Annotated in this window: 22 protein-coding genes; 19 read left to right on the plus strand and 3 right to left on the minus strand. The window is 68.7% G+C overall.

Features of this window, described 5'->3' with window-relative positions; genetic code table 11:
- The first annotated feature begins 340 nt into the window (after positions 1–340).
- From C5B99_RS19185 to C5B99_RS04120, 4 genes are all read left to right on the plus strand, one after another.
- Positions 341–505: a hypothetical protein gene (locus tag C5B99_RS19185; RefSeq protein WP_181064940.1), complete on the plus strand. Its 165-nt coding sequence runs from the start codon at positions 341–343 to the stop codon at positions 503–505.
- 86 nt (positions 506–591) lie between these two features.
- Positions 592–1,863: a Fic family protein gene (locus C5B99_RS04110; protein ID WP_104240524.1), complete on the plus strand. Its 1,272-nt coding sequence runs from the start codon at positions 592–594 to the stop codon at positions 1,861–1,863.
- 167 nt (positions 1,864–2,030) lie between these two features.
- Positions 2,031–3,428 (plus strand): APC family permease, encoded by a 1,398-nt coding sequence (locus C5B99_RS04115; protein WP_104240525.1) that lies wholly within the window; start codon positions 2,031–2,033, stop codon positions 3,426–3,428.
- 96 nt (positions 3,429–3,524) lie between these two features.
- Positions 3,525–4,367, plus strand: a complete 843-nt coding sequence (locus tag C5B99_RS04120; RefSeq protein ID WP_104240526.1) for a DUF4352 domain-containing protein — start codon at positions 3,525–3,527, stop codon at positions 4,365–4,367.
- A 153-nt stretch (positions 4,368–4,520) separates the two neighbouring features.
- On the opposite strand, the gene C5B99_RS04125 is transcribed toward C5B99_RS04120, so the two are convergent.
- A complete protein-coding gene (locus C5B99_RS04125) occupies positions 4,521–4,823 on the minus strand; it encodes a hypothetical protein (RefSeq protein WP_146080493.1) in 303 nt (100 codons plus the stop codon).
- Between the two features lie 420 nt (positions 4,824–5,243).
- On the opposite strand from C5B99_RS04125, the gene C5B99_RS04130 reads away from it, so the two are divergent.
- The 9 genes from C5B99_RS04130 (at position 5,244) to C5B99_RS04170 (ending at position 15,094) form a co-directional block, all read left to right on the plus strand.
- Entirely contained in the window at positions 5,244–6,230 is a 987-nt protein-coding gene (locus tag C5B99_RS04130; RefSeq protein WP_104240528.1) for a substrate-binding domain-containing protein, read from the plus strand.
- 55 nt (positions 6,231–6,285) lie between these two features.
- Positions 6,286–7,329, plus strand: coding sequence for a galactitol-1-phosphate 5-dehydrogenase (locus tag C5B99_RS04135; RefSeq protein WP_219819613.1), 1,044 nt, complete (start codon positions 6,286–6,288; stop codon positions 7,327–7,329).
- 41 nt (positions 7,330–7,370) lie between these two features.
- Positions 7,371–8,894: a ribulokinase gene (locus tag C5B99_RS04140; RefSeq protein WP_104240529.1), complete on the plus strand. Its 1,524-nt coding sequence runs from the start codon at positions 7,371–7,373 to the stop codon at positions 8,892–8,894.
- Positions 8,891–9,838 (plus strand): sugar-binding transcriptional regulator, encoded by a 948-nt coding sequence (locus C5B99_RS04145; RefSeq protein ID WP_104240530.1) that lies wholly within the window; start codon positions 8,891–8,893, stop codon positions 9,836–9,838. The genes C5B99_RS04140 and C5B99_RS04145 overlap by 4 nt, the downstream gene beginning before the upstream one ends.
- A complete protein-coding gene (locus C5B99_RS04150) occupies positions 9,835–11,346 on the plus strand; it encodes a sugar ABC transporter ATP-binding protein (protein WP_104240531.1) in 1,512 nt (503 codons plus the stop codon). The genes C5B99_RS04145 and C5B99_RS04150 overlap by 4 nt, the downstream gene beginning before the upstream one ends.
- Positions 11,343–12,356, plus strand: coding sequence for an ABC transporter permease (locus C5B99_RS04155; protein ID WP_104240532.1), 1,014 nt, complete (start codon positions 11,343–11,345; stop codon positions 12,354–12,356). The genes C5B99_RS04150 and C5B99_RS04155 overlap by 4 nt, the downstream gene beginning before the upstream one ends.
- Positions 12,357–12,388: 32 nt before the next feature.
- Entirely contained in the window at positions 12,389–13,072 is a 684-nt protein-coding gene (gene deoC / locus C5B99_RS04160) for a deoxyribose-phosphate aldolase (RefSeq protein WP_104240533.1), read from the plus strand.
- 79 nt (positions 13,073–13,151) lie between these two features.
- On the plus strand, positions 13,152–14,096 hold the full coding sequence (locus tag C5B99_RS04165) for an ADP-ribosylglycohydrolase family protein (RefSeq protein ID WP_104240534.1): 945 nt from the start codon (positions 13,152–13,154) through the stop codon (positions 14,094–14,096).
- Positions 14,097–14,152: 56 nt separating this feature from the next.
- Positions 14,153–15,094: a LysR family transcriptional regulator gene (locus C5B99_RS04170; protein ID WP_104240535.1), complete on the plus strand. Its 942-nt coding sequence runs from the start codon at positions 14,153–14,155 to the stop codon at positions 15,092–15,094.
- On the opposite strand, the gene C5B99_RS04175 is transcribed toward C5B99_RS04170, so the two are convergent.
- Positions 15,079–16,707, minus strand: coding sequence for an amidohydrolase (locus C5B99_RS04175; protein WP_104240536.1), 1,629 nt, complete (start codon positions 16,705–16,707; stop codon positions 15,079–15,081). The two genes, C5B99_RS04170 and C5B99_RS04175, sit on opposite strands and share 16 nt — an antisense overlap.
- 207 nt (positions 16,708–16,914) lie before the next feature.
- On the opposite strand from C5B99_RS04175, the gene C5B99_RS04180 reads away from it, so the two are divergent.
- The 4 genes from C5B99_RS04180 to C5B99_RS04195 all read left to right on the plus strand — a co-directional run bounded on the left by C5B99_RS04180 (position 16,915) and on the right by C5B99_RS04195 (position 20,730).
- Positions 16,915–17,919: an ABC transporter substrate-binding protein gene (locus C5B99_RS04180; protein ID WP_104240537.1), complete on the plus strand. Its 1,005-nt coding sequence runs from the start codon at positions 16,915–16,917 to the stop codon at positions 17,917–17,919.
- Positions 17,920–18,006: 87 nt separating this feature from the next.
- Positions 18,007–18,846: an ABC transporter permease gene (locus tag C5B99_RS04185; RefSeq protein WP_104240538.1), complete on the plus strand. Its 840-nt coding sequence runs from the start codon at positions 18,007–18,009 to the stop codon at positions 18,844–18,846.
- On the plus strand, positions 18,846–19,616 hold the full coding sequence (locus tag C5B99_RS04190) for an ABC transporter ATP-binding protein (protein ID WP_104240539.1): 771 nt from the start codon (positions 18,846–18,848) through the stop codon (positions 19,614–19,616). Before C5B99_RS04185 ends, C5B99_RS04190 begins: the two co-directional genes overlap by 1 nt.
- 31 nt (positions 19,617–19,647) lie before the next feature.
- Entirely contained in the window at positions 19,648–20,730 is a 1,083-nt protein-coding gene (locus C5B99_RS04195) for a PLP-dependent cysteine synthase family protein (RefSeq protein ID WP_104240540.1), read from the plus strand.
- Between the two features lie 15 nt (positions 20,731–20,745).
- Here the strand turns inward: C5B99_RS04195 and C5B99_RS04200 are convergent, their stop codons facing one another.
- Positions 20,746–21,117, minus strand: coding sequence for a zinc ribbon domain-containing protein YjdM (locus C5B99_RS04200; protein WP_104240541.1), 372 nt, complete (start codon positions 21,115–21,117; stop codon positions 20,746–20,748).
- Positions 21,118–21,266: 149 nt separating this feature from the next.
- Here C5B99_RS04200 and C5B99_RS04205 point away from each other — a divergent pair, with 149 nt between their 5' ends.
- Positions 21,267–21,860: a TetR/AcrR family transcriptional regulator gene (locus tag C5B99_RS04205; protein WP_104240542.1), complete on the plus strand. Its 594-nt coding sequence runs from the start codon at positions 21,267–21,269 to the stop codon at positions 21,858–21,860.
- Positions 21,857–22,642 (plus strand): SDR family oxidoreductase, encoded by a 786-nt coding sequence (locus C5B99_RS04210; protein WP_104240543.1) that lies wholly within the window; start codon positions 21,857–21,859, stop codon positions 22,640–22,642. Before C5B99_RS04205 ends, C5B99_RS04210 begins: the two co-directional genes overlap by 4 nt.
- Positions 22,643–22,962: the final 320 nt, after the last annotated feature.

Genomic DNA, 22,962 nt, shown 5'->3' on the forward strand with positions numbered 1-22,962 from the left:
AGTGGCGCGCGGCTCACTAGACTGTCCGAATCAGGGAAGGGCTTCGCGAACCTGTGTGGGCACGCCTGATCCGTGGTTTGCGACCACGTCTGGGGTGCCATCGAAGCTTGGTAGGCCGTCTCGAGTTCCGGATCGTGAATTAGGCCGATTTTCCAAGCTGGTCGGTAGGACGAGCACCAGCACAGCTGCATCTGCGTCTCGGTCCAGTGTGGTTGCGTTCGCGCTGTCACCGGAACCCGCCTAAAGTTAGCCAGGCCAGCAATAGCGCTCTTGCGCGCAACCCAGGGTCAGGTGCCCCGAGGTTTCGGAGGCATCGATCGCGGCCGCCGCGCCCATCACCGTGGTCGCCGCGAACCTCCCGATCATCTTCGGCGTCTCCGGCTCCGTCGGCGCACCGCTCATGGCGCTTGTCGCGACCGCGATCCTGCTGCTCGCGAAGCGCGGGGCGGAGGCCAACGGGATGCCGACGATCGACCTGCGTCCGCCGGAGCCTTCCCGAACGTAACCTTGGACACGGCGCCGCGAGTTTTAACTTTAAACGCACTAAAGTTAAGCAAGTACCCGCGCGCCAAATCATGGAGAGGAGAGCCCATGGTCTACGTCGATCGCAGCAGGGAACCACAGGACACCTTCGGCGTGAGCCGGAAAGACCGCGCGGGCGGCCGCTACCGCGCCTTCGTGCCCGACGAGCTCGACCCCGCCCTCACTCCGCTTTCGCCGGCTGCCGAACGCGCGGCACAGGACGCGCTCCAGGCGCTCACTCGCGCAGACGAGCGCGTAGGAACGAATGGCCGGTTCCTCAACCACCTGCTCATTCGATCCGAGAGCATCTCCTCATCCTGGATCGAAGGGAACCGCGTCACGCCAAAGCGCCTGGCGATCGCCGAGCTCTTGCGCCAAGGCAAGCCCGTGGCGCTCGACGTGGTCGCCAATGTGCGCGCCACGGAAGACGCGATCGCCGCCCTCGCCGACCACACGCGACCCATCCAAGTCGCCGACATCGAGGCGCTCCAGCACACCATCGAACCCAGCCTCACGCTCGGCATCCGCACCGAGCAGAACTGGGTCGGCGGCCCGGGCTACTCACCCCTCCGCGCAGACTTCATCCCGCCGCCCGAAACGGACGTTCGTCGCCTCATCGGCAACCTGTCCGAATTCGTGACCGCCACCGACGGGAACCCCGTCGTTCGCGCCGCCATCGCGCACGCGCAGTTCGAGACGATCCACCCCTTCGTCGACGGCAACGGGCGCACCGGCCGTGCCCTCATCCACACCGTCCTCAAGCGCGCGGATGCCCTTCGCAACATCCTCATCCCCATCAGCACGGTCTTCGCGGTCGCCAAGAACGCGTACATCGATGGTCTCACCCAGTACCGATCGGGACGCGTCGACGAATGGGTCATCGCGTTCTCTGAGGCCGCGGAGCTTGCGGCCGCCAATGCGGTTCGTCTCGCGGACGACGTGCAACGACTCGACGAAGAGACCCTCGAGCAGCTCATCGGATGGCGCACCCAGCAGCAACTGTCGCCCGCACGTCCCAGGCGCGACGCGGTCTCGCTGCGCATCCTCGGCCGGCTGGCAACCGAGCCAGTTGTCACCACCGACTCCGTTGCTGCGGCCCACGGCGTGTCCAACGTTGCCGCCCACAAAGCTCTGACGCAACTCTGCGATGCCGGGGTGCTCTCCCGCAACACGGACCACAAGGGGCGCGTCGTCTGCTGGAGTGCCGACCGACACCTGGCGCTCGTTGCACTCACCGAACGCAGCAATAGAGTCGGCGGCGCCGACACCGCGGGCCGCACGCCACCACGCGGGCCAGACGCCCCCGATCGCAGTGTCGTCGGGAACCTCCGAGGCGACTGACGCCTGCTTCCGAGCAACAGCCATCGGCCACGGTGCCGGAAGAGCCCGAATCCCAGCGCGCACTGCTCGGCTCCGCGCATCCGTGTGGGCCCAACCCCACTACAGTTCTCAGGTACCCGCGCGAGCCCCACCCCCTTCTTCGGCTCGCCCGAGAAGAGGACTACCCCTTGACGCAAACGCTCACCCGCAAGCTCGGCGTGCCCGGAATCGTGTTCATGGTGATCGCGGCCGCCGCGCCCATCACCGTGGTCGCCGCGAACTTCCCCATCATCTTCGGCGTCTCCGGCTCCGTCGGCGCACCGCTCATGGTGCTCGTCGCGACCGCGATCCTGCTGCTGTTCTCCGTCGGCTACGCGTGGATGACCCCGCACGTGCCCGACGCTGGCGCCTTCTACTCGTACGTCGACCGCGGACTCGGGCGACGCCTGGGACTGGGCACCGCATCCATCGCCCTCCTCTCGTACGTGCTGCTCACTGTCTCGATGACCTGCTACCTCGGCGTGCAGGCCGGCAACCTCTTCGAGCTGTGGACCGGGATGCAGGTGCCCTGGTGGCTCATCTCGGGCCTCATGATCGCGATCGTCGGGTTCCTCGGCTACCGCAACATCGACCTCTCCGCGAAGGTGCTCGGCGTCGTCCTGGTGCTCGAGGTCGTCGCCGTCGTCGTCATCGACGTGGGCGTGCTCGCCTCCGGGCGGGAGCTCACGACGCTGCCGTTCAGCATCAGCGAAGCCGTCTCCGGCACCCCGGGCCTCGGCCTGCTGTTCGCGTTCCTCGGCTTCTTCGGGTTCGAAGCCACAGCGGTGTTCCGCAACGAAGCCCGCGACCCCGAGCGCACCGTTCCCCGCGCCACCTACATCGCCGTCATCGCCGTCGGCGCGCTCTATTTCGTCTCGTCCTGGCTCGTCATCACGGGCCTCGGCGCCGACAACGCGGTCGCCCTCTCGAACGAGGACCCGGCCGGCGTCGTCGTCGGCCTCGCGGGCGAGGTGGTCGCGCCGATCATGGCCGACATCGTGCAGGTCCTCGTCGTGACGAGCATGTTCGCGTGCATGCTCGCGTTCCACAACATCGTCACCCGCTACCTGTTCACGCTGGGGGAGCGCGACGTGCTGCCGCGCACCCTCGCCGCCGTGCACCCGAAGCACTCGGCCCCGTCGCGCGCATCCCTGTGGGTGACGATCATCACCGGCCTCGTGGTCGTCGTCTCCGCGCTCGCCCAGCTCGACCCCGTGCTGCAGATCTACACCTGGTACTCCGGCGCAGGCGCGGTGGGTGTCATCGTCATGATGACCCTCGCGAGCTTCGCCGTCGTCGCCTTCCGCGCGCGCCTCAAGCGGGATGCCGCCGAAGGCACAGCCTCGTCGTGGGTCACCGTCGCGTCCCTGGCCGGCGGCATTGGGCTTGTCCTCGTGCTGATCATCGCCATCTGGAACTTCCCGTTCCTTGTCGGTGGCATCGTCGCCGCGATCATCTGGGGTGTCGTGCTCGCCGGCTTCTTCGCGATCGGGATGCTGCTTCCCGCTCGAGTCGCGGCGAAGGAGCGGATCGAGGAGAACGCGTGAACGCTGAGTAACCCGCTGCGATTCCCCGGGGAGTCCTGCAGGGGTCGAGCTGGCCTATCATTCAGGAAATTCCCAGCGAGAGAACGCGAGCCTCCGATGTCGATGCAGCCACCGGCCCCTCACTACGGCCACCCGAACCAGCCGCAGCAGCAGTACTTCGCGCCGGCGCCGGTTGTTCAGCCGCGAACCACGAGCGCGATCTCCTGGACGGCGCTTGGATTCGGCATCACGGGGATGCTGGCAGCGATCATTCCCGGGGTGTCCTTCTTCGCCTGGATCTTCACCCTGGTTGCGCTCGTTCTCGCGATCGTCGGGCTCGCCCAAAAGCACCGCGCGAAGGCAGTCGCCGGTGTTTCGCTGGGGCTCTCGACCGTCGCCTTCGTGACCGCCGTCATCGTCTCCATGGCGACTCTGGGGAGCGCAGGCACCGAGGGAGCTGAGATCGTCGCGGAGCCGGAGATAGTCGCAGAATCCGCAGCCCCCGCCGCATCGGTCGAAGAACCGGAAACTACTCCAGAGGCGCAGCCTGAGGTGTTGGCTCCGGTCGGGATCGGACAGACCGTCACCGGCCATTACGGCGTCACGTTCACCGTTGACGCTGTGACGTGCGGCATGACGTCGTACTCGTATGCCAGCGGATACCTGGAGGAGACCGCGCTCGGTCAGTTCTGCGAGATTCGATTCACCACGTTCAACGGCAGCACGTCGCCGTTCGATTTCTACTCCGACAGCGTCTCCGGCACCATCGGGGACGCGTACTACGAGGCAGAGTCATCGCTCAGCACGGTCGGTGAGGACTCCTGGTTCAGCACCGTGAACCCGGGTCTAACTGTCAGCGGCGTCACCGTCATCGACATCCCCGTCGGCGCGCAGCTCGAAACCGTGCACCTGCAGACCAACTACTTCAACGGACAGGACATCGTCGTTCAGCTGGTCTGAGCGAGCTCGTCGGATGTTCAGGGGGGAACTCACCGCACGACGCTCACCCCGGCTCAACTCGACCGCTCCCGCGGTGCCGTGCTCGCCGGACTCTCTGTGATCGGGATGTTGCTTCCGAACGGGCGCTGAGCATCTGCGTCCGAGCCGCCACGACTACACACCGTCGAACCTGATCGCCGTCTCAGCGCATTCCGCGGTCGTGCCGACTCCCTCGAGCGCGCATCCACCGTCGACAAGCGCACGCGAACCGAGGGGCTCGGTCAGGGCGACGGAGATGCGGACGGCGTCATTGCCCGGACAACTCTGCGGACCCCCACCGACCGGGGCGACGTCCACGCGAATCAGGATCTGTTCCGCCTCGTAGGTGACCTGGGGTTCGAGGACCTCCCCGGTGGTGCCGCTCGCGCAGCCGAGGCGAGTCACCTCGATATCGATCTGCTCGCTGTCAGCAGTCACCGCGGTCGGGTCCGCCAAATGCCACGTCGCTGGTTCACCGTTGCTCGCCGGCGCCGACATCTGCTGACAGGCGGCAAGCGAGAAAGCAGCTGACGCGAGCAGGACTGCCGTCAGGGCTGTTCTTGTCGACCTCATGTGCTCATCCTGGCCCAGGCGGCTCCCTCCCAACTACCCCGACCGGTCACAGGCGGTGTCAGTGCTCCTCCACCCGTCCTCAGAGACGCAGGCACTCCACGCGCTTCGGCACGGTCGCCTCCGCACAGCCTCCGCTCGGCCCCTGAAGTGCTCTTCTGAGCGCGCATGTGAGCACGTTTCGCGAGTGGCAGTGCTCACATGAGCAAAGCACTGCTCAGCTGTTGCCGAGGGCCTCGCAGCCGACCTACCTTGTCCTCAGTCATCCGGACCAAGGAGGTCATTTCAATGAAGAAATCGGGCTTGTTTCTCACCACCGTCGCCGCAGCATCGTTGCTGCTGACCGGCTGCTCTGTCACCACCACCCCAGGAGGGGAAGGCGCCAGCGCAGGTGGAGCCGACGACGGCACCATCTCCATCGGCTTCAGCCAGGCCACGCAGCAGTCGCCGTTCTACGTCGAGCTCGGCGTCGGCGTGCAGGAAGCCGCAGACGCGGCAGGCGCTGAACTCGAGTACGTCGACGCCAACGGCGACGTCACCAAGCAGAACAACGACATCGAAGACCTCATCACCAAGGGCGTGGACGTCCTCCTCATCAACCCGGTCGACCCGCAGGGCATCGCGCAGAGCATCGCCTCCGCCGAGGCCGCGGGCATCCCCGTCGTCACCGTCGACCGCTCCGCGGAAGGCGCCATCGCCCACGTGGGTCGCGACAACGTCGAGATGGGCAAGCTCGTCGGCGAGCAGGTCAAGGAAGCGCTCGGCGCCGAAGGCGGCAAGATCATCGAGATCCAGGGCGACGCCGGCGGAACCGTCGCCATGGACCGCTCGGAAGGCTTCCACAGCGTCTTCGAGGGCGACTCGTCGGTGAACATCGTCGCTGGCCCGTACGCGGAGTACATCCGCTCGAACGCCGTCACCGCCATGCAGGACCTCCTCCAGTCGAACTCCGACGTGAAGGTCGTGTACGCCCACAACGACGACATGGCGCTCGGCGCCCTCCAGGTGCTCCAGGAGAACGGACGCACCGACGTCCTCGTCGCCGGAGTCGACGGACTCATGGAAGCCGTCGACGCGATCGCCGAAGGCGAGCAGTACGTCGCGACCTCGCTCAACGACCCGATCGCCCTCGGCACCGTTGCGGCCGAGACCGCACTCAGCGCCGCGGCCGGCGAAGACGTGGAAGCGGAGATCGACGCGGGCACCGAACTCGTGACCAAGGACAACGCGGGCGACCTGGTCGGAGACACCCTCTTCGCGCAGGGCGGCAAGTAATCCTCTCGCCCCGAGCGACACCACCAACCATCATCGATTCCTGGAGGAAGCGACAATGACCGAGACGATGACCGCGGCAGTGATGCACGCGCCGGGCGACATCCGCGTGGAAAGCGTGGACGTGCCAAAGCCGGGCACCGGCGACGTGCTGCTCAAGGTCGCCGCGTGCGGCGTGTGCGGCTCCGACATCCCGCGGATGAACTTCGCCGGCGCCTACCTGCTGCCCATCATCTGCGGGCACGAGTTCTCAGGCCACATCGTCGAGATCGGCGCTGACGTCGAAGGCCTCGAGATCGGCCAGCTCGCGACCGTGCCACCGCTCATCCCGTGCAACGAATGCGAGAGCTGCCTCGACGGGCACTTCAGCCTCTGCGAGAACTACGGCTACTTCGGCAGCCGCCAGGACGGCGCCTACGCGCAGTACGTGGTCGTCAACGCGGGCAACATCTTCCTCATGCCGGAGGGCGTCGACCCGCGGGCGGCGGCCATGATGGATCCGTCCGCCATCGCGCTCCACGCCATCTACAAGACGAAGCTCGGCGAGGGCTCCCGAGTCGCCGTCATCGGGGCCGGCCCCATCGGGCTGTTCGCCATCCAGTGGGCGAAGCTCATGGGGGCGAGCGAAGTGCTCGCGGTGGATGTGAACCAGCAGAAGGCCGACATGGCGCTCGAAGCCGGGGCCACCCTCACGGCCGTCAACGACGAGGAAGCCATCGCCCACGCGGGCAAGGGCTTCGACGTCATCATCGAGTCCGCCGGCGTGCCAGCGACGATCGCCCTCGCGACGCAGCTCACGGCACGCCACGGCGAGGCGGCCTTCATCGGCATCCCCCACAAGACGGTGGAGCTCGAGAAGGCGGTCTTCAGCCACTTCCTCCGCAAGGAGGTGTCGCTCCACGGCAGCTGGAACTCCTTCTCGGCGCCCTTCCCGGGCCGAGAATGGGTCGAGTCGGCGCGAGCCTTCGCGGACGGCAGCCTCAAGTGGGAGTTCATGATCACCCACGAGCTCAGCCTCGACGAGCTTCCGCTCACCATGAAGCAGCTCGGTGAGCGCTCCATCTTCAGCTCGAAGGTGCTCTTCCTCCCCAACCGAGACTGACCCCCGCCCGCGCACCCCAACACAACACGAAGGACAGAACAGTGGCGTTCTACTTGGCAATCGACATCGGCACGGAAGGCGCGCGCGCCGGAGTGTTCGACGAGGCGGGGACACGAGTCTCCACCGCGTCGGCCCCGTATCAGACCGCGTACCCGCACCCAGGCTGGGCCGAGCAGAACCCGCGCGACTGGTGGAGCGCCACCGTGCGCGCCTCCAGGGAAGCCCTGGAGGCGGCCTCGGTGCGGTCCGTCCGCGCCGTGGGCGTCGCCACGACCTCCTCCTCCGTCGTCGTGCTCGACGACACCGGTGCCCCCATCCGCCCCGCCCTGCTGTGGATGGACAGCAGAGCGGGCGCGGAGTCCGAGCGCACCGCCGAGATCGACCACCCGTCGCTGCGGTTCGCGGGCGGCTCGGACAGCTCCGAGTGGCTGGTCCCGAAGGCCATGTGGCTCGCCCGCAACGAGCCGGAGAACTACGCGGCAGCCACGCACATCGGCGAATCCGTCGACTACATGACCCTCCGCCTCACTGGGCGCTGGGTGGGCTCGCGGCTCAACGCGACCTGCAAGTGGAACTACGACCACCGAGAGGATGCGCTCCCGTCCGACCTCTACGCGCAGCTCGGCATCCCCGACCTCGCCGAGAAGCTGCCGCACGACATCGCCGCGGTCGGCGACGTCGTCGGCGAGCTCAGCCGTGCGGCCGCCGCCGAGCTGGGATTGGAGCCGGGCGCCATCGTCTTCGCCGGCGGCATCGACGCCCACCTCGCGCTCGTCGCCCTCAGCGGCGTCAGCAGGAACCCGGTCGCGATCGTCGCCGGAACGTCGAACGCCTTCATCGCGGAGCTCGACGAGCCCGTCTTCTCGCCCACCATCTGGGGGCCGTACCCCGGCGCGCTCACGCACGACCGCTGGCTCATCGAGGGCGGCCAGGTGTCTGCCGGGTCCGCGCTCTCGTGGCTCTCGGAGCGCATCCTCGGGGTGCCCCGCGACAGGCTCGGTCAGCTCGTCGCCGGCGCGAGCGAGGTGCCGGCAGCCGAGCACGGCATCCTCGTGCTCGACCACTTCATGGGCAACCGCACACCCCACCGCGACCCGAGCCTCCGCGGCGCGGTGCTCGGCCTCTCGCTCGGCGCGACCCCGGCCCAGCTCTACCGGGCCACGGTCGAAGCCGTCTCCTTCGGCACCCGACAGGTGCTCGAATCCTTCGAGGCCGTCGGGGTCGACTCCGACGACGTCTTCCTGACCGGCGGCATCCGGCACAACCCGCTCTGGCTGCAGACGACAGCGGATGCACTCGGCCGCCCCGTCAACCTCGTCTCGGGGGAGAACCTCACGACCCTCGCGCTCGGAATCCTGGGGGTCGCCGCAGACACCGGCGAGGACCGCGCCGAGGTCGCCAGACGCTTCGCCCCGGACCACGTCATCGTGGAACCGAACCCCGCCGCGACCCAGCCGCTTGCGGACGCCTACGAGCGGTACGAGCGGTCGACGCAGCTGCTCACCGGCATGAGCCACGAGCTCGTGAGATCGACGCAGACGACCGCGAGAGTCGGCGCAGCATGAACGGCGAGGACGAGCTCCTCGCGATCCGCGCCGCCGAGCTGTACTTCCAGGACGACAAGAACCAGTCGGAGATCGCCGCCCGCCTCGGCGTGACGCGCTGGAAGGTCGGTCGCCTCCTCGCGCAGGCGAAGGAACGCGGCTTCGTGCGCATCGAGATCGTGCACCCCAAAGCCAGGCGGCTGCCACTCGAGCGCGAACTGCAGGAGCTCTACGGGCTCGCCGACGCGATCGTCGTCCCGAGCTCGAACAACGACGCCGAGACGCGCATTCGAGTCGCCGAAGCAGCAGCCGACTACCTCGCGACGCTCCGACCCCGCGTGCGAACGCTCGGCGTCTCCTGGGGGCGCACCCTCCAGCAGGTCGCCGACGCGCTGCCAGACGGGTGGGCAGACGGGGTCGACGTCGTCCAGGTCAACGGAGGCGTCACCGTCAACCGCCGCGTGGGCATGGCATCGATGACGGCCACCACGATCGCCTCGAAGGGCAGGGGGACCGTCACGCTGCTCCCGAGCCCCGCGATCCTCGAGCAGGCAGCCACCCGCGAGGCGATCGAGAGCGACCGGTTCGTGTCGACGATCCTCGACAAGGCGCGGGAGGCGTCGACGGTCGTCTTCAGCGCAGGCCCAGTCGACACGAAGTCGGTGCTTGTCTCGAGCGGCTACCTGACCGCGGACGACGTGCGAACGCTCGAACGCAAGGGCGCCGTCGGCGACGTCCTCGGCCGGTACATCGACGCCGACGGACACATCGTCGACCCGGGCCTCGACGCCCGAACGCTCGGCCTCGAACTCGACACCCTCAGCAGCGCCCGCACCGCCGTCGCGGTCATCTCGGGGCGCGAGAAATGGCCCGTCTGCCACGCGGTCGTCGACAACAAATTCTGCTCGGTGCTCGTCACGGACGACGAGTGCGCCAACTACCTCAGAGAAGCGAGGAAACGATGACTGCTGTCATTGAAGAAGCAACGCCTCCGGTCCTCACGATGCGCGGCATCCGCAAGGGCTTCCCGGGCACGCTCGCCCTCAAGTCGGTCGACCTCGACGTCTATCCGGGCGAGGTGCACTGCCTCCTCGGCGAGAACGGGGCAGGCAAGTCGACGCTCATGAAGATCCTCGCCGGTTCCTACACGCCGGACGCGGGAGTGATCTCCATCGGCGGTGCGGAGGTGAAGTTCTCCGGTCCGCTCGACGGCATCCGCGCCGGCATCAGCGTCATCTACCAGGAGCTCGATCTCTTCGCCGACCTGACCGTGGCGCAGAACCTGTTCCTCGGCCACACGCCGAGCGTCGGCGGCCTCGTCAAGCGCTCGACGAGGCGACGTCTCGCCGCCGACTACCTCAAGCGCGTCGGGGCGAAGTTCTCGCCGGACGCCGTCGTCGGCACCCTGCCGCTCGCCGACCAGCAGCTCACCGCCATCGCGCGCGCCCTCACGACGGATGCCCGCATCATCGTCATGGACGAGCCGACCGCAACGCTCGGCGAGGCCGACGTCGAGAACGTCTTCAACGTCATCCGTCGCCTCACCGACGAGGGCCGCGCCGTCATCTACATCTCGCACCGGATGGACGAGATCCGGGACATCGGAACGCGCATCACCGTGCTCCGTGACGGGTACAACGCCGCCAAGTACGCCGTCGCGGACACCGACGCGGATCGCTGGATCGGCGACATGATCGGCGACAAGAAGGCCGAGCTGACCGAGCACCGGGATGCACGGGAATTCAGCGACGTCGAGGCCCTCAACATCAAGAGCGTGTCGATCGACGGCCTCATCGATGTGCGGGACATCGTCGTCCGCAAGGGCGAGATCGTCGGGCTCGCCGGCCTCGGCGGGGCCGGGCGCACCACGCTCCTCTCCGCGCTCTTCGGAGCACGCAAGGCCAAGCGCGACGTCCAGGTCTTCGGCAAGCAGGCGACCCTCACCTCCGTGCGAGCCGCGGTCAACCACCACTTCGGCCTCGTTCCCGAGAGCCGAAAGACGGAGGGGCTGTTCCTCGGGCTCTCCGTGGCCCGAAACGCCGGCATCGCCTCGCTCCGCGGCTCCTCCCAAGTGCTGCCGCGCGAACGGTCCTGGGCGACGTCTGCCCCCATCCTGGAACGCCTCTCCGTCAAGTTCGGCAAGCCCGGCCAGGAGATCCGTCTGCTCTCGGGCGGCAACCAGCAGAAGGTCGTCCTCGCCAAGTGGCTCGCTCGCGACACGAGAGTGCTGCTGCTGGACGAGCCCACTCGAGGCCTGGACATCGGCGCCAAGGCCGACCTCTACCGCCAGGTCCGCATCCTCGCGGACCAGGGCGCCGCCGTGCTCGTCGCATCAAGCGAGCTCGGCGAACTCATGGCGAATGCCGACCGCATCGTCGTCATGCACGAGGGACGCAACGTCGCGGACTTCGACCCGCTCATCTCGAGCGAAGCACGCATCAGTCACGCAATCATCAGCGGGAAGGCATCATGAACGCGACCACCACAACGCCGGCTCCAACCGAGGAGCGCGCGAGCGCGAAGACCTGGAAGCAGCGCAGCTCGAGCTGGCTCATCAAGGGCAACCTGCTCATCGTGTTCGTCATCATCTGCGCGCTGGCGGCCATCCTCAGCCCCGAGTTCCTCACCGTCCGGAACGTCTCCAACCTGCTGCAGCAGTCGAGCCTCACGGGCATCATCGCCATCGGCATGACCCTCGTGATCCTCACGAGCGGCATCGACCTCGCCGTCGGCTCGATCGCCGCCTTCAGCGGCATGACCGTGGCGATCCTGCTCGACGGGCGCATGCCCGTGGTGCTCGCGATCCTCATCTCCCTGGCCGCCGGCATCGGCATCGGGCTCCTCATGGGCGCGGTGTCGTCCTGGGTGCGACTCCCCGCCTTCATCGTGACGCTCGCCGGACTCACCGCCGTGCGGGGCTGGGCCTACACGCTCACCGACGGGCGCCCGGCTGGCACCAACCTGCCGGCCGAGTTCACGATCATCGGCGGCGGCTACCTCGGGCTGCTCCCGCTCACCGGCCTCATCTTCATCGGCGTCACCCTCCTCACCGCCGTCATCCTCCGCTACACGACCTTCGGCGAGTACATCTACGCCGTCGGCAGCAACGAGGAGGCAGCACGCCTCTCGGGCATCCCGGTCAACTGGGTCAAGGCCGCGGTCTTCGGCTTCTCCGGGTTCACGGCAGCGCTCGCCGGGGTGCTCCTCACGAGTCGCCTCACGATCGGCCAGCCCACGGCCTTCCAGGGAGCCGAGCTGGATGCGATCGCGGCCGTCGTCCTCGGCGGCACGAGCCTCTTCGGCGGTCGAGGCGGCGTGGGCGGCACGTTCATCGCCGTCCTGCTCCTCTCCGTCCTGAAGAACCTCTTCAACCTCATGGGAATCGGGTCCTTCGTGCAGATGATCGCGACCGGCATCATCCTCGTGCTCGCCCTCATCCTCAACAAGTTCCTCGACAGCCGCGCGCAGGCATCCGCGGCGTGACGACCTCCAACCAGCAAAGGACAGCAGAACCCATGACCAGTGCACGCCCCCTCGCCACGTACCTCGACCACACGCTCCTCAAGCCCGAGGCCACCCGCGCCGACGTCGAGGCCACCATCGCCGAGGCAGCGGAGCTCGGCGCCTACAGCGTCTGCCTCTCGCCCTCCGTGCTGCCCGTCACCCTCCCGAACGGCTCCGACCTCAAGCTCACGGTCGTCTGCGGGTTCCCGAGCGGTCGCCACCAGAGCAACGTCAAGGCGCTCGAAGCGAAGACGGCCGTCGAGCAGGGAGCCGACGAGATCGACATGGTGATCGACATCGGGGCGGCGATCGACGGCGACTACGACTCCGTCGAGGAGGACATCCGTGCGGTTCGTGACGCAGCACCGGCTCCGATCGTGCTCAAGGTGATCATCGAATCGGCGGCGCTCTCGGACGATGCCATCGTCGCCGTCTGCCGCGCGGCCGAGCGCGCCGGTGCCGACTTCGTGAAGACCTCCACCGGGTTCCACCCCGCCGGTGGCGCCAGCGTGCACGCGGTCGAGCTCATGAAGAGCACGGTCGGCGATCGGCTCGAGGTCAAGGCCTCCGGGGGTGTCAGGACGCGGGCTGAAGCGGATGCCTTCATCGCGGCGGGAGCGACCCGTCTCGGCGTCTCGGGCAGCCGAGCGCTGCTGAACGACGACGCCGAGTCCTCGGCGCCTGCCGGCTACTAGCGTCCCCGACCCCTCCCGCCAGCGGTGGCCAGTCGATGCTGGCCACCGCTTTGTCGGCGGTTCGTTGGACACTGGAGCCATGACACTCACGCCAGCCCAACTCGACCGTGCCCACGGCGCCGTGCTCGCCTCCGCCGTCGGCGACGCCCTCGGCTCCCAGTACGAGTTCGGGCCGCCGCTCTCAGACGACACACCCGTCGTCTACGGGGTCGGCGTCTTCGGGCACGGCGCGGGGGAGTGGACCGACGACACCTCCATGGCCATGCCGATCCTCCAGGCGCTCTCGGGCGGAGCATCCCTGAACGACCCGGCAACCCTCGCGAGCGTCGTCGTGGCCTGGCGCGAGTGGGCCCGCGACGCGAAAGACGTCGGCGCCCAGACGCGGACCGTGCTCTCCGTCCTCGAAGGGGACGTCACGGAAGACCGGGCTCGCGCCGCCGCCCACGACGTGCACACGCGAGCCGGCCGCAGCGGCGGCAACGGCGCCCTCATGCGCACCGGCCCCGTCGCCCTCGGCCACCTCGCCGACGGGCAGGAACGCGCCCTCGTCGAAGCCGCGACCCGCATCGCCGAGCTCACCCACTGGGAGAGCGACAACGCCGACGCGTGCGTGCTCTGGTGCCTCGGCATCCGCCACGCCATCCTCACCGGCGAACTCGATCTCCTCGGCCAGCTCGACGCGATCCCCGCCGAGCGTCGAGACCGCTGGCGCGCCTTCACCGAGGAGGCCCTCGCACCCGGTGCGCACCCACGCGACTTCTCGCAGCAGAACGGCTGGGTCGTCCGCGCCTACCAGGGCGCCCTCGCGGCCATCGCCGGCGCCAGCTCCCTCACGGATGCACTCGAACGGGCGGTGCGGGGAGGAGGCGACACCGACACCGTCGCGGCCATCGCCGGTTCCCTCGCCGGCGCGGTCCACGGCTCGCGGGCACTCCCCGCAGCACTCGTCGAGACGGTGCACGGCTGGCCCGGCCTCCGCAGCGGCGACCTCGAAGCGCTCGTCGACACCGCCGTGATCATCTAAAATAGAGATGTAAAACTGTTGGCAATATCTCCGTAACATATTCGAAACGAGGGGCCATGCGCTCACCAGGCCGCAGCGACGTCTCGCTCACGCAGCTCCGCTACTTCGTGGCGGCCGCCGAGCACGGCAGCATGACGTGGGCCGCCGACGAGCTGTTCGTCGCCCAGTCCGCGGTCTCCACGGCCATCGCCAACCTCGAGACCGCCGTCGGCGCGCAGCTCCTCATCCGCCGCCGCGCCAAGGGGCTGCAGCTCACCGCGACCGGCGCCGATTTCCTCGTCCGCGCGCGCGGCATCCTCGCCTCCGTCGACGACGCCCTCGGCGCCCTCCGCCCCGAGAACACGGCCGGCCGCCTCACCGTCGGCTGCTTCCGCACCCTCGCACCCTTCTACCTGCCATCCGTCATCAGCGGACTCGCCGACGAGCATCCCGAACTCCTCGTCGACGTCACCGAGATGACCGCCGAGCAGGTCCCGGATGCGCTCGCCAGCCAGGCCATCGAGATCGCCCTCACCTACGACCTGGGCTTGGACGCCGCCGTCGAACGCGAAGTGCTCGCCGAAGTTCCCCTCTACGCGGCCGTCAGCGTGCACCATCCACTCGCCGACCGCGACAGCGTGAGCCTCGCCGAACTCGCCGAGCTGCCCATGGTGCTGCTCGACATGCCCGTCAGCCGCGACTACTTCCTCCAATGGTTCACGCGCGCCGGCCTCCGCCCCCACGTGCGCTACCGCTTCGCGAGCTTCGAGGCCGTGCGCGCCATGGTAGGAAGCGGGCACGGATTCACGCTCCTCAACCAGCAGCCGCGTGTCGCCTCCACCTACTCCGGCGGCGAACTGCGGCACCTGCATATCACCGACGACCTGCCGCCCCTCGAGCTCGTGCTCGCCCGCTCCGGAGGCTCGAAGCAGCTCACCAAGAAGGCCGAGCTCTTCGCCGCCCAGTGCCGGAAGTCAGTCGCCGAGCAGGACGCGACAGCGCCTCACGGCGCCTGGTAGACGACCACCCCGCCGACGTACGTGCGGCGCACGCTCGCCGAACCGTAGGCGTCGAGGTCGCTGAGGTCGGCGTCCACCCACACCAGATCGGCGAGGCGGCCGGCCTCGAGCCGACCCGTCTCGCCCTCGAGCCGGTTCACCCAGGCCGCCTCCGCGAGGTACGCGTCCAGGGCGACCCCGAGCGGCAGGGCCTGCTCGCCGAGCAGCGGATGCGTGAGCACGCCGTCGCCGATCGCGTGCGGATCCTCGACCAGCCCCGTGCGCGTCACGGCCGTGCGAATCGACCAGAGCGGATTCGGCGTCGTCACCGGCCAGTCGCTGCCGCCCACGATGCGTGCCCCCGCACGATGCAGGTCGCCGAACGGGAAATGCGTCAGTTCCCGCTCGGCGCCGAGGAGCGGCAGCTTGCGGTGCACGATCTCCTCATCCCGCCGCGCCCACACCGCCGTGACGTTCGCCGCCACGTCGAGCTCCGCGAACCGCGCGATGTCGGACGGGTCGATCAGGTCGAGGTGCGCCACGTGGTGGCGATTCCCGCGGCGCCCATTGCGGCTGATCGCCGCCTCCACCGCGTCGAGCGCGTGCCGGGTCGCCGCGTCGCCGACGGCGTGGAAGTGCACCTGGAAGTCGGCCGCGTCGAGCGCCGTCGTCAGCTCGACAAGCGCCTCGGGGGAGAGGAAGGCGATGCCCACGTCTCCCGGGTGCCCCGCGAACGGTTCGAGCATCGACGCCGTGTGGTTCTCCACCATGCCGTCGATCATGACCTTCACGGTGCCCGCACCCACCCCCACCGCGGCGGCCTCCGCCCGGACGCGCTCGAAGTCGGCGATCTGCTCCACACCACGCGCCCGGTCCCACCACTGCGCGAGCACGACCCGCGCGGTCAGGCGGCCGTCGGCCGCGAGGCGCAGGTACGCGGGGAGCGGGTTCGGGCCGAGGTCGCTGTCGCCGACGGCCGCGTCCTGCCACGCCGTGACCCCCACCGAGTGGAGCTCGCGCTGCGCCGCCTCGAGGGCCGCCTCGACAAACGCCTCGTCCGGTGCCGGCATGAGGTGCTCGACCAGCGCGACCGCAGACTCCAGCAGCATGCCCGTCGGCTGGCCCAGTCCGTCGCGGATGAGGCGGCCGCCCTCCGGATCCGGAGTCGCCCCGTCGATCCCGGCGGCCCGCAATGCCGCAGTGTTCACCCACATGCCGTGCGCGTCGTGGCTGTGCAGCATGATGGGTCGCTCGTCGACGCCCTCCAGCTCGGCCGCCGTCGGGAACCCGCCCTCGAAGACGTCGCCGAACCAGCCGCCGCCCGTCAGCACCGGCGCCGTAGGGTTCGCGGCCGCGTAGTCCGCGATGAGTCGCAGGTACTCGCAACGGTCGTGCACGGGCTTGAGGTCGATGCCGAGCGATTGCAGCCCGGCGAGCAGTGGGTGCACGTGCGCGTCCTGGAACCCCGGGAGCAGCGTGCCGCCCGCCAGATCGACCAGGTGCGCGGCGGTCGGGAGAACGCCGCCGGCGGGGATCACGTCGACGATCCGGTCGCCGACGACCAGCAGCGACGCCCGCTCGAAGGCGCCCGCGCCGAGGTACAGCGTGCCGTTCGTGAAGAGAGTGGCGTCCATGGGGCTCCCGTCTCGCGCGGCCGCGGTGACCGACGCTCCTCGCCACACTGAGCACCCCATGTTTCGTATGCATTTCGCCGATATTGCTGGTCAATTGCATCTCTCTTTTGGATCTCGAGCTTCGAGTCTCGCTATTTGCTTGTCGCCAAGGACCTGCCGATTCTTGACCCAAGTCGCTCCCAGCGAATCCGTCCCGGAAGGACCCTCATGACCACCACCAAGAACGCACTCCGCACCGTGGGCGCCCTCGCGTTGAGCGCCGCGCTGCTCGCCACCACCGCCTGCACGGCGGACTCGGCAGCCTCGAGCGAAGGCGACGCGGAAGCCGTCGGGATGGGCATCCAGCCCTGGCTCGGCTACGGCCCCTGGTACATCGCACAGGAGAACGGCTACTTCACCGACGCCGGCGTCGAGGTCGAGATCACGAACTTCATGAACGACGCCGACATGACCGCGGCGTTCGCCGCCGACCGCATCCAGGTCGCGAACGTCGCAAGCCACAGCGCGCTCCAGTTCATCGAGCAGGGCCTCGACGTCAGCATCGTGCTGCTGCTCGACGCGTCCCTCACGGCCGACGCCATCCTCTCCGACGGCAGCGTCACCGACGTCGCCGACCTGGCCGGCCAGCAGGTCGCCTTCGAGGAAGGCTCCGTCAGCAACCTCCTCCTCGGCTACGCGCTGCAGGAGAACGGCCTCTCGCTCGACGACATCGAGCCCGTCCCCATGGACCCCTCCGAAGCGGCAACCGCGCTCATCGGCGGCAGCGTCCCCGTCGCCGTCACCTACGAGCCCTACATCTCCGAGGCCCGGTCTTCGAGCCCCGACATCACCGAGATCTACACGGCGGCCGAGAACGCGGGCCTCATCAGCGACGTCCTCGTCGTCGACAACACCTACCTGGCCGAGAACGGCGAGACCGTGCAGGGCATCGTCGACGCGTGGGGCCCATCAATCGACTTCTACGAGTCGGACACCGACGCGGCGCGCGCGATCATCGCCGAGAACATCGGCAGCGACGTCGAGTCGCTCGACAGCGCGTTCGACGGCGTGCAGTTCTTCACCCTCGAGGAGAACGCCACCGAGCTCGGCGGCCACTACCTCGACACCGTCCTCCCCAGCGTCGACAGCGTCGCCACCGACATCGGCATCCTCACGGGCGGCACCGACCTCCCCTCCGTCGTCGACCTCACCTTCGTCGGCGGCGCCGAGTAGCCACCGGCACCGCGACGGCACAGGCACCCAGCACCCCCCGGCACCAGTAGCCACCGGCGCACAGCAACCACAGGAGACCAGAGCCCCATGGCAGTTCAGAGCACGGCCCCGGTCGCGAGCACGCAGCCCGCGACCGGGGCGCGCCGGAAGCCGGTCAGAGCACCGCTCACCAGGCGCCAGTACCTCATCACGTCCGTCATCACCTTCATCCTGCTGCTCGCGGCATGGACGGCGATCTCGACCAGCGGCCTCGTCCGCCCCCTCTTCCTGCCGTCGCCGATCGCGGTCACCGAGAAGCTCATCGACCAGGGCGTCAACGGCCAGCTCTGGTCGGACATCGCCGTCAGCACCTACCGCGTCATGGTCGGCTACCTCCTGGCCAGCGTCATCGCCGTGCCGATCGGCGTGCTCTGCGGTTCCATCCCGCGGGTCGAGGCCGCGATCGAGCCGATCATGGACTTCATCCGCTACATGCCGGTCGTCGCGTTCGTTCCGCTGACCATCCTCTGGGTCGGCACCGACGACTCGCAGAAGGTGCTCATCATCTTCCTCGGCACCTTCTTCCAGCAGGTGCTCATGGTCGCCGACGCCGTGCGGCGCGTGCCCATGTCGTACCAGAACCTCGGCGCGACGCTCGGCCTCAGCCGCACCAAGATCCTCATCCGCATCGTCTTCCCCTCCGCGCTCCCGCGCATCTGGGATGCGCTCCGCATCAGCCTCGGCTGGGCCTGGACCTGGCTCGTGGTCGCCGAGCTCGTCGCCGCGACCGAGGGCATGGGCTACCGCATCACGCAGGCGCAGCGCTTCCTCGAGACCGACCTCATCATCGGCTACGTGATCGTCCTCGGGCTCCTCGGCCTCCTCTTCGACCAGGTCATGCGCGGGCTCGGTCGGCGCTTCTTCCGCTACCTGAAGGGACGTGTCTGATGACCGTCGAAACCGCCCTCCGCGACCCCAAGGTCGTCGTCTCCGACGTCACGAAGCGCTTCGGCGAGGTGACCGCGCTCGCCGACGTCGACCTCGTGCTCGGCGACCGCGAGTTCGTCTCCGTCGTCGGCGCATCCGGATGCGGCAAGAGCACCCTGCTCTCCGTCATCGCGGGCCTCGAGGCACCCACCTCCGGCACGGCATCGCTCAGCGGCCACGAGATCCTCGGGCCGGGCCGCGACCGCGGCGTCGTGTTCCAGCAGGCGACGCTGCTGCCGTGGCTCAGCGCCATCGACAACGTCGTCTTCGCCCTCGACGGCGAGCCGGGCCTGACGAAGAAGCAGCGCATCGACCGGGCTCGGGACGTGCTCGACCAGGTCGGCCTGACCGGCTTCGAGTCGAAGTACCCGGCGCAGCTCTCCGGCGGCATGCAGCAGCGCGTCGCCCTCGCCCGCTCGCTCGCCTACGGCCCGGACGTGCTCCTCATGGACGAGCCGTTCGGCGCCCTCGACGCGCTCACCCGACGCACCATGCAGGAGCTGCTCACCGAGGTCTGGGAGCGCCACCGCATGACGGTCATGCTCATCACCCACGACATCGAGGAGGCCGTCTTCCTCTCCGACCGCGTCATCGCGATGACCCCGCGCCCCGGCAAGGTCGCGGCCGAGTACGCGATCGACCTCCCTCGCCCCCGCGAGGTCGACGTGCTCGGCAGCCCCGAGTTCCACGGCTACTACACGGAGATCCTCGACCTCATCCACCGCGGCTGATGACGGTGCCGCGGCCCGGCATACTGAAGAGATGTCACACGAAGCTGAAGCCGACCGCCGATGGATGCAGAACGCGATCCGGATGCTCGAAGCCGACGCCAACCGCAGTGCTGACACGCACCTGCACGTCTTTCCGCTGCCACGCGAGTGGGGCATCGACCTGTACCTGAAGGACGAGTCGGTGCACCCGACAGGCTCGCTCAAGCACCGCCTCGCCCGCTCCCTCATCCTGTACGCCATCGTGAACGGGCAGGTGGGGCCGCGCACGACGCTCGTCGAGGCGTCGAGCGGCTCCACAGCCGTGTCGGAGTCGTACTTCGCCCGGATGCTCGGCCTGCCGTTCGTGACCGTCGTGCCGCGAACCACGAGTCCGGAGAAGATCGAGCTCATCGAGTTCTACGGCGGCCGCTGCCACCTGGTCGACGAGCCACTGCAGGTCTACTCGGAGGCGGAGCGCCTCGCCGCCGACGTCGACGGGCACTACCTCGACCAGTTCACGAACGCCGAGCGCGCCACCGACTGGCGAGGGAACAACAACATCGCCGAGAGCGTCTACTCGCAGATGTCGCTCGAGCGCTTCCCCATCCCGAGCTGGATCGTCGTCAGCGCCGGAACCGGCGGCACCTCCGCCACCTTCGGTCGCTACGCCAGGTACTGCGGGCACGACACCCGCCTCGCGGTCGTCGACCCCGAGGGGTCGGCGTTCTACGAGGCCTGGAAGACGGGCGACCGCACCCACGCGACCGGCCGGGGGTCCAAGATCGAGGGCATCGGACGCCCGCGCGTGGAGCCGTCGTTCATCGAGACGGTCATCGACGACATGATCCAGGTGCCGGATGCGGCCTCGGTCGCGGCGATCCGCGTGCTCCGCGAGAAGACGCAGCACTGGGCGGGCGGATCGACGGGAACGAACCTCGTCGGCGCGTTCCAGATCATCGCCCGCATGCTCGCCGCGGGGGAGCAGGGCAGCGTCGTGACACTCATCTGCGACGGGGGAGCGCGCTACGCGAACACGTACTACGACGATGCCTGGGTTGCGGCCCAGGGGTGGGACCTCGAGCCGCACCTCGAGCGGATGCACCGCTTCCTCGACACGGGCACCTGGGTCGACTGACTTGGCTGCGGCCGGTCAGACGACCTTCTTGACGACGCTCGATTTCAGCTGCATCTGCCCGAAGCCGGGCACCTTCGCGTCGATGTCGTGGTCGCCGACTCCGTCGGAGATGAGGCGGATGCCGTTGACCTTCGTGCCGACCTTGACGGTTCCGCCGCCCGCGCCCTTGACCTTCAGGTCTTTCGCGATCGTGACGGAGTCGCCGTCGGCGAGCACGTTCCCGACCGCATCCTTGATCGCCGGTGCCGCGTCGCTGTCGCGGTCGCTGTCAGCGTCAGCGTCGCCCGGCGCCCACTCGTGCCCGCACATCGGGCAGACCAGCAGCGCACCCATCTCGTAGGCGAGGTCGCTCGCGCATTCCGGGCACGGGGGCAGCTGCTCAGGCATCGAAGGTGGCCTCCAGGAGAACTCGCCGATCAGGGAACATCGACCACGTTAGGGCACCGGGCGGCCCGATCTCGCCGATCCCGTGTTGCGTGCGCAACCGTGCGAGTCCATTTTCTGGACAACTGTCCTAAACTTGCTAGGCTCGTGGTGTGCCAACGACCGCCACACCCCGCTCGCCCGACCCTCGTCCAGCCCGCACCCAGGCCGCGATCATCGACGCGGTCGAGCGCCTCTCGGCTCTCGGCGAGGAGGTCACCGTGCCGGCGATCGTCGCCGAAGCCGGCGTGAGTCGCTCGACGTTCTACACGCAGTTCCGCGACCTCGACGCGCTTGCCGTGCGCATCCTCACCGAGGTGTTCGCCGAGATCGAGGCGCTCGATTTGCGACTCCGCGCAGCCGCGACCCCCATCGAGACGGCGAGGGCGACCACGTCGCAGCTCGTCGCCGAGTTCGCGAAGCGGCGCACCCTCTACGCAGGGGTGCTCGGCAGCCGAACGACGACGGAGGCCCACCGGACGGTGCGCGCCGCGTTCGCCGACCAGGCCCTCGGCACCATGCAGCTCACCGTGCCGGAGGGCCTCGACCCGAAGGTCGCGGCCGACTACGTCGCCGGCGGCACGCTGGCCGTGCTCACCGCCTGGCTGCTCAGCGACGCCCCCGAACCCACCGAGCGCGTGCAGCAGCAGCTGCTCGCGCTCCTCCCGACCTGGCTCATCAACGAAGACAAGGACCCAACCTCATGACCCGTACCTACGTCGTCACCGGCTCCGCCTCCGGAATCGGCAAGGCCACCGCCGAGAAGCTCCGCGCCGACGGGCACACCGTCATCGGCGTCGACCTCAAGGGCGCCGACATCAACGCCGACCTCACGACCGCCGAGGGCCGGGAGGCGCTCGTCACCCGCGCGAGCGAGCTCAGCGGTGGAGTTGTCGACGGTGTGCTGGCCATCGCGGGCCTCGTCATCCCGGCCCCCGTCACCGTCGCCGTGAACCACTTCGGGGCCGTCTCGACCCTGGAGGGGCTGCGGCCGCTGCTCGCGAAGTCCGACGCGCCACGCGCCGCGGTCGTCGCGTCCCTCGCCGCCCTCGAGGAGGTCGACGGGCAGCTGCTTGATCTCATCGAGTCCGGCGACGAGGCCGCCGCCCTCGCCTACGCCGACTCGCTCGGTGCGACCGCCAACGCGACCGGCTCGTCGGTGCTCTACACGACCTCGAAGCTCTCCATCGCGCGCTGGGTGCGCAAGAACGCGCCGAGCGCCGAGTGGGCGAAGGCCGGCATCGCGCTCAACGCCGTCGCTCCAGGCGTCATCCTCACGCCGATGACCGCCGCGGCCCTCGAGACCGAAGAGGGCCGAGCGGCACTGGATGCTGGCGCCCCGGCACCCTACAGAGGCCCGGCCGCCGACCCCCGCCAGGTGTCCAACCTCCTCGCCTGGCTCACGAGCGAGGACAACGGCTACGTCACCGGCCAGGTCATCTTCATCGACGGCGGAGCGGAGAGCATCCGCCGCCCCGAGCTCGTCTGACTGGCGGCCGCTCGCGTCGGCAGGCGTCAGCGGGCGTCGGCAACCGTCGCCGATAGGTCACTTTCGCACCGTGTGGAGCGCTCGGGTGGGGTGAAAGTGCCCCATTGTTGGCGGGTACATCCCACAGTCTCGCCTGTGGGTCACTTTCGCGCCGTGTTCAGCGCTCGGGTGGGGTGAAAGTGCCCCATTGTTGGCGGGTACATCCCACCCCCTCGCGTGTGGGTCACTTTCGCACCGTGTGGAGCGCGCAGGTGGGGTGAAAGTGCCCCATCGTGGGCGGGCATATCCCACAGCCTCGCGTGTAGGTCACTTTCGCACCG

The sequence above is a fragment of the Pseudoclavibacter sp. Z016 genome, from assembly GCF_002931215.1.
Classification (GTDB): domain Bacteria; phylum Actinomycetota; class Actinomycetes; order Actinomycetales; family Microbacteriaceae; genus Pseudoclavibacter.

What these genes read in the sequence shown, in the direction of transcription:
- C5B99_RS04110 (WP_104240524.1), top strand. Translation starts at nt 592, where the DNA reads ATGGTCTACGTCGATCGCAGCAGGGAACCACAGGACACCTTCGGCGTG.
- C5B99_RS04120 (WP_104240526.1), top strand. Translation starts at nt 3,525, where the DNA reads ATGTCGATGCAGCCACCGGCCCCTCACTACGGCCACCCGAACCAGCCG.
- C5B99_RS04130 (WP_104240528.1), top strand. Translation starts at nt 5,244, where the DNA reads ATGAAGAAATCGGGCTTGTTTCTCACCACCGTCGCCGCAGCATCGTTG.
- C5B99_RS04135 (WP_219819613.1), top strand. Translation starts at nt 6,286, where the DNA reads ATGACCGAGACGATGACCGCGGCAGTGATGCACGCGCCGGGCGACATC.
- C5B99_RS04145 (WP_104240530.1), top strand. Translation starts at nt 8,891, where the DNA reads ATGAACGGCGAGGACGAGCTCCTCGCGATCCGCGCCGCCGAGCTGTAC.
- C5B99_RS04150 (WP_104240531.1), top strand. Translation starts at nt 9,835, where the DNA reads ATGACTGCTGTCATTGAAGAAGCAACGCCTCCGGTCCTCACGATGCGC.
- C5B99_RS04155 (WP_104240532.1), top strand. Translation starts at nt 11,343, where the DNA reads ATGAACGCGACCACCACAACGCCGGCTCCAACCGAGGAGCGCGCGAGC.
- deoC (WP_104240533.1), top strand. Translation starts at nt 12,389, where the DNA reads ATGACCAGTGCACGCCCCCTCGCCACGTACCTCGACCACACGCTCCTC.
- C5B99_RS04165 (WP_104240534.1), top strand. Translation starts at nt 13,152, where the DNA reads ATGACACTCACGCCAGCCCAACTCGACCGTGCCCACGGCGCCGTGCTC.
- C5B99_RS04170 (WP_104240535.1), top strand. Translation starts at nt 14,153, where the DNA reads ATGCGCTCACCAGGCCGCAGCGACGTCTCGCTCACGCAGCTCCGCTAC.
- C5B99_RS04175 (WP_104240536.1), bottom strand. Translation starts at nt 16,707, where the DNA reads ATGGACGCCACTCTCTTCACGAACGGCACGCTGTACCTCGGCGCGGGC.
- C5B99_RS04180 (WP_104240537.1), top strand. Translation starts at nt 16,915, where the DNA reads ATGACCACCACCAAGAACGCACTCCGCACCGTGGGCGCCCTCGCGTTG.
- C5B99_RS04185 (WP_104240538.1), top strand. Translation starts at nt 18,007, where the DNA reads ATGGCAGTTCAGAGCACGGCCCCGGTCGCGAGCACGCAGCCCGCGACC.
- C5B99_RS04190 (WP_104240539.1), top strand. Translation starts at nt 18,846, where the DNA reads ATGACCGTCGAAACCGCCCTCCGCGACCCCAAGGTCGTCGTCTCCGAC.
- C5B99_RS04195 (WP_104240540.1), top strand. Translation starts at nt 19,648, where the DNA reads ATGTCACACGAAGCTGAAGCCGACCGCCGATGGATGCAGAACGCGATC.
- C5B99_RS04200 (WP_104240541.1), bottom strand. Translation starts at nt 21,117, where the DNA reads ATGCCTGAGCAGCTGCCCCCGTGCCCGGAATGCGCGAGCGACCTCGCC.
- C5B99_RS04210 (WP_104240543.1), top strand. Translation starts at nt 21,857, where the DNA reads ATGACCCGTACCTACGTCGTCACCGGCTCCGCCTCCGGAATCGGCAAG.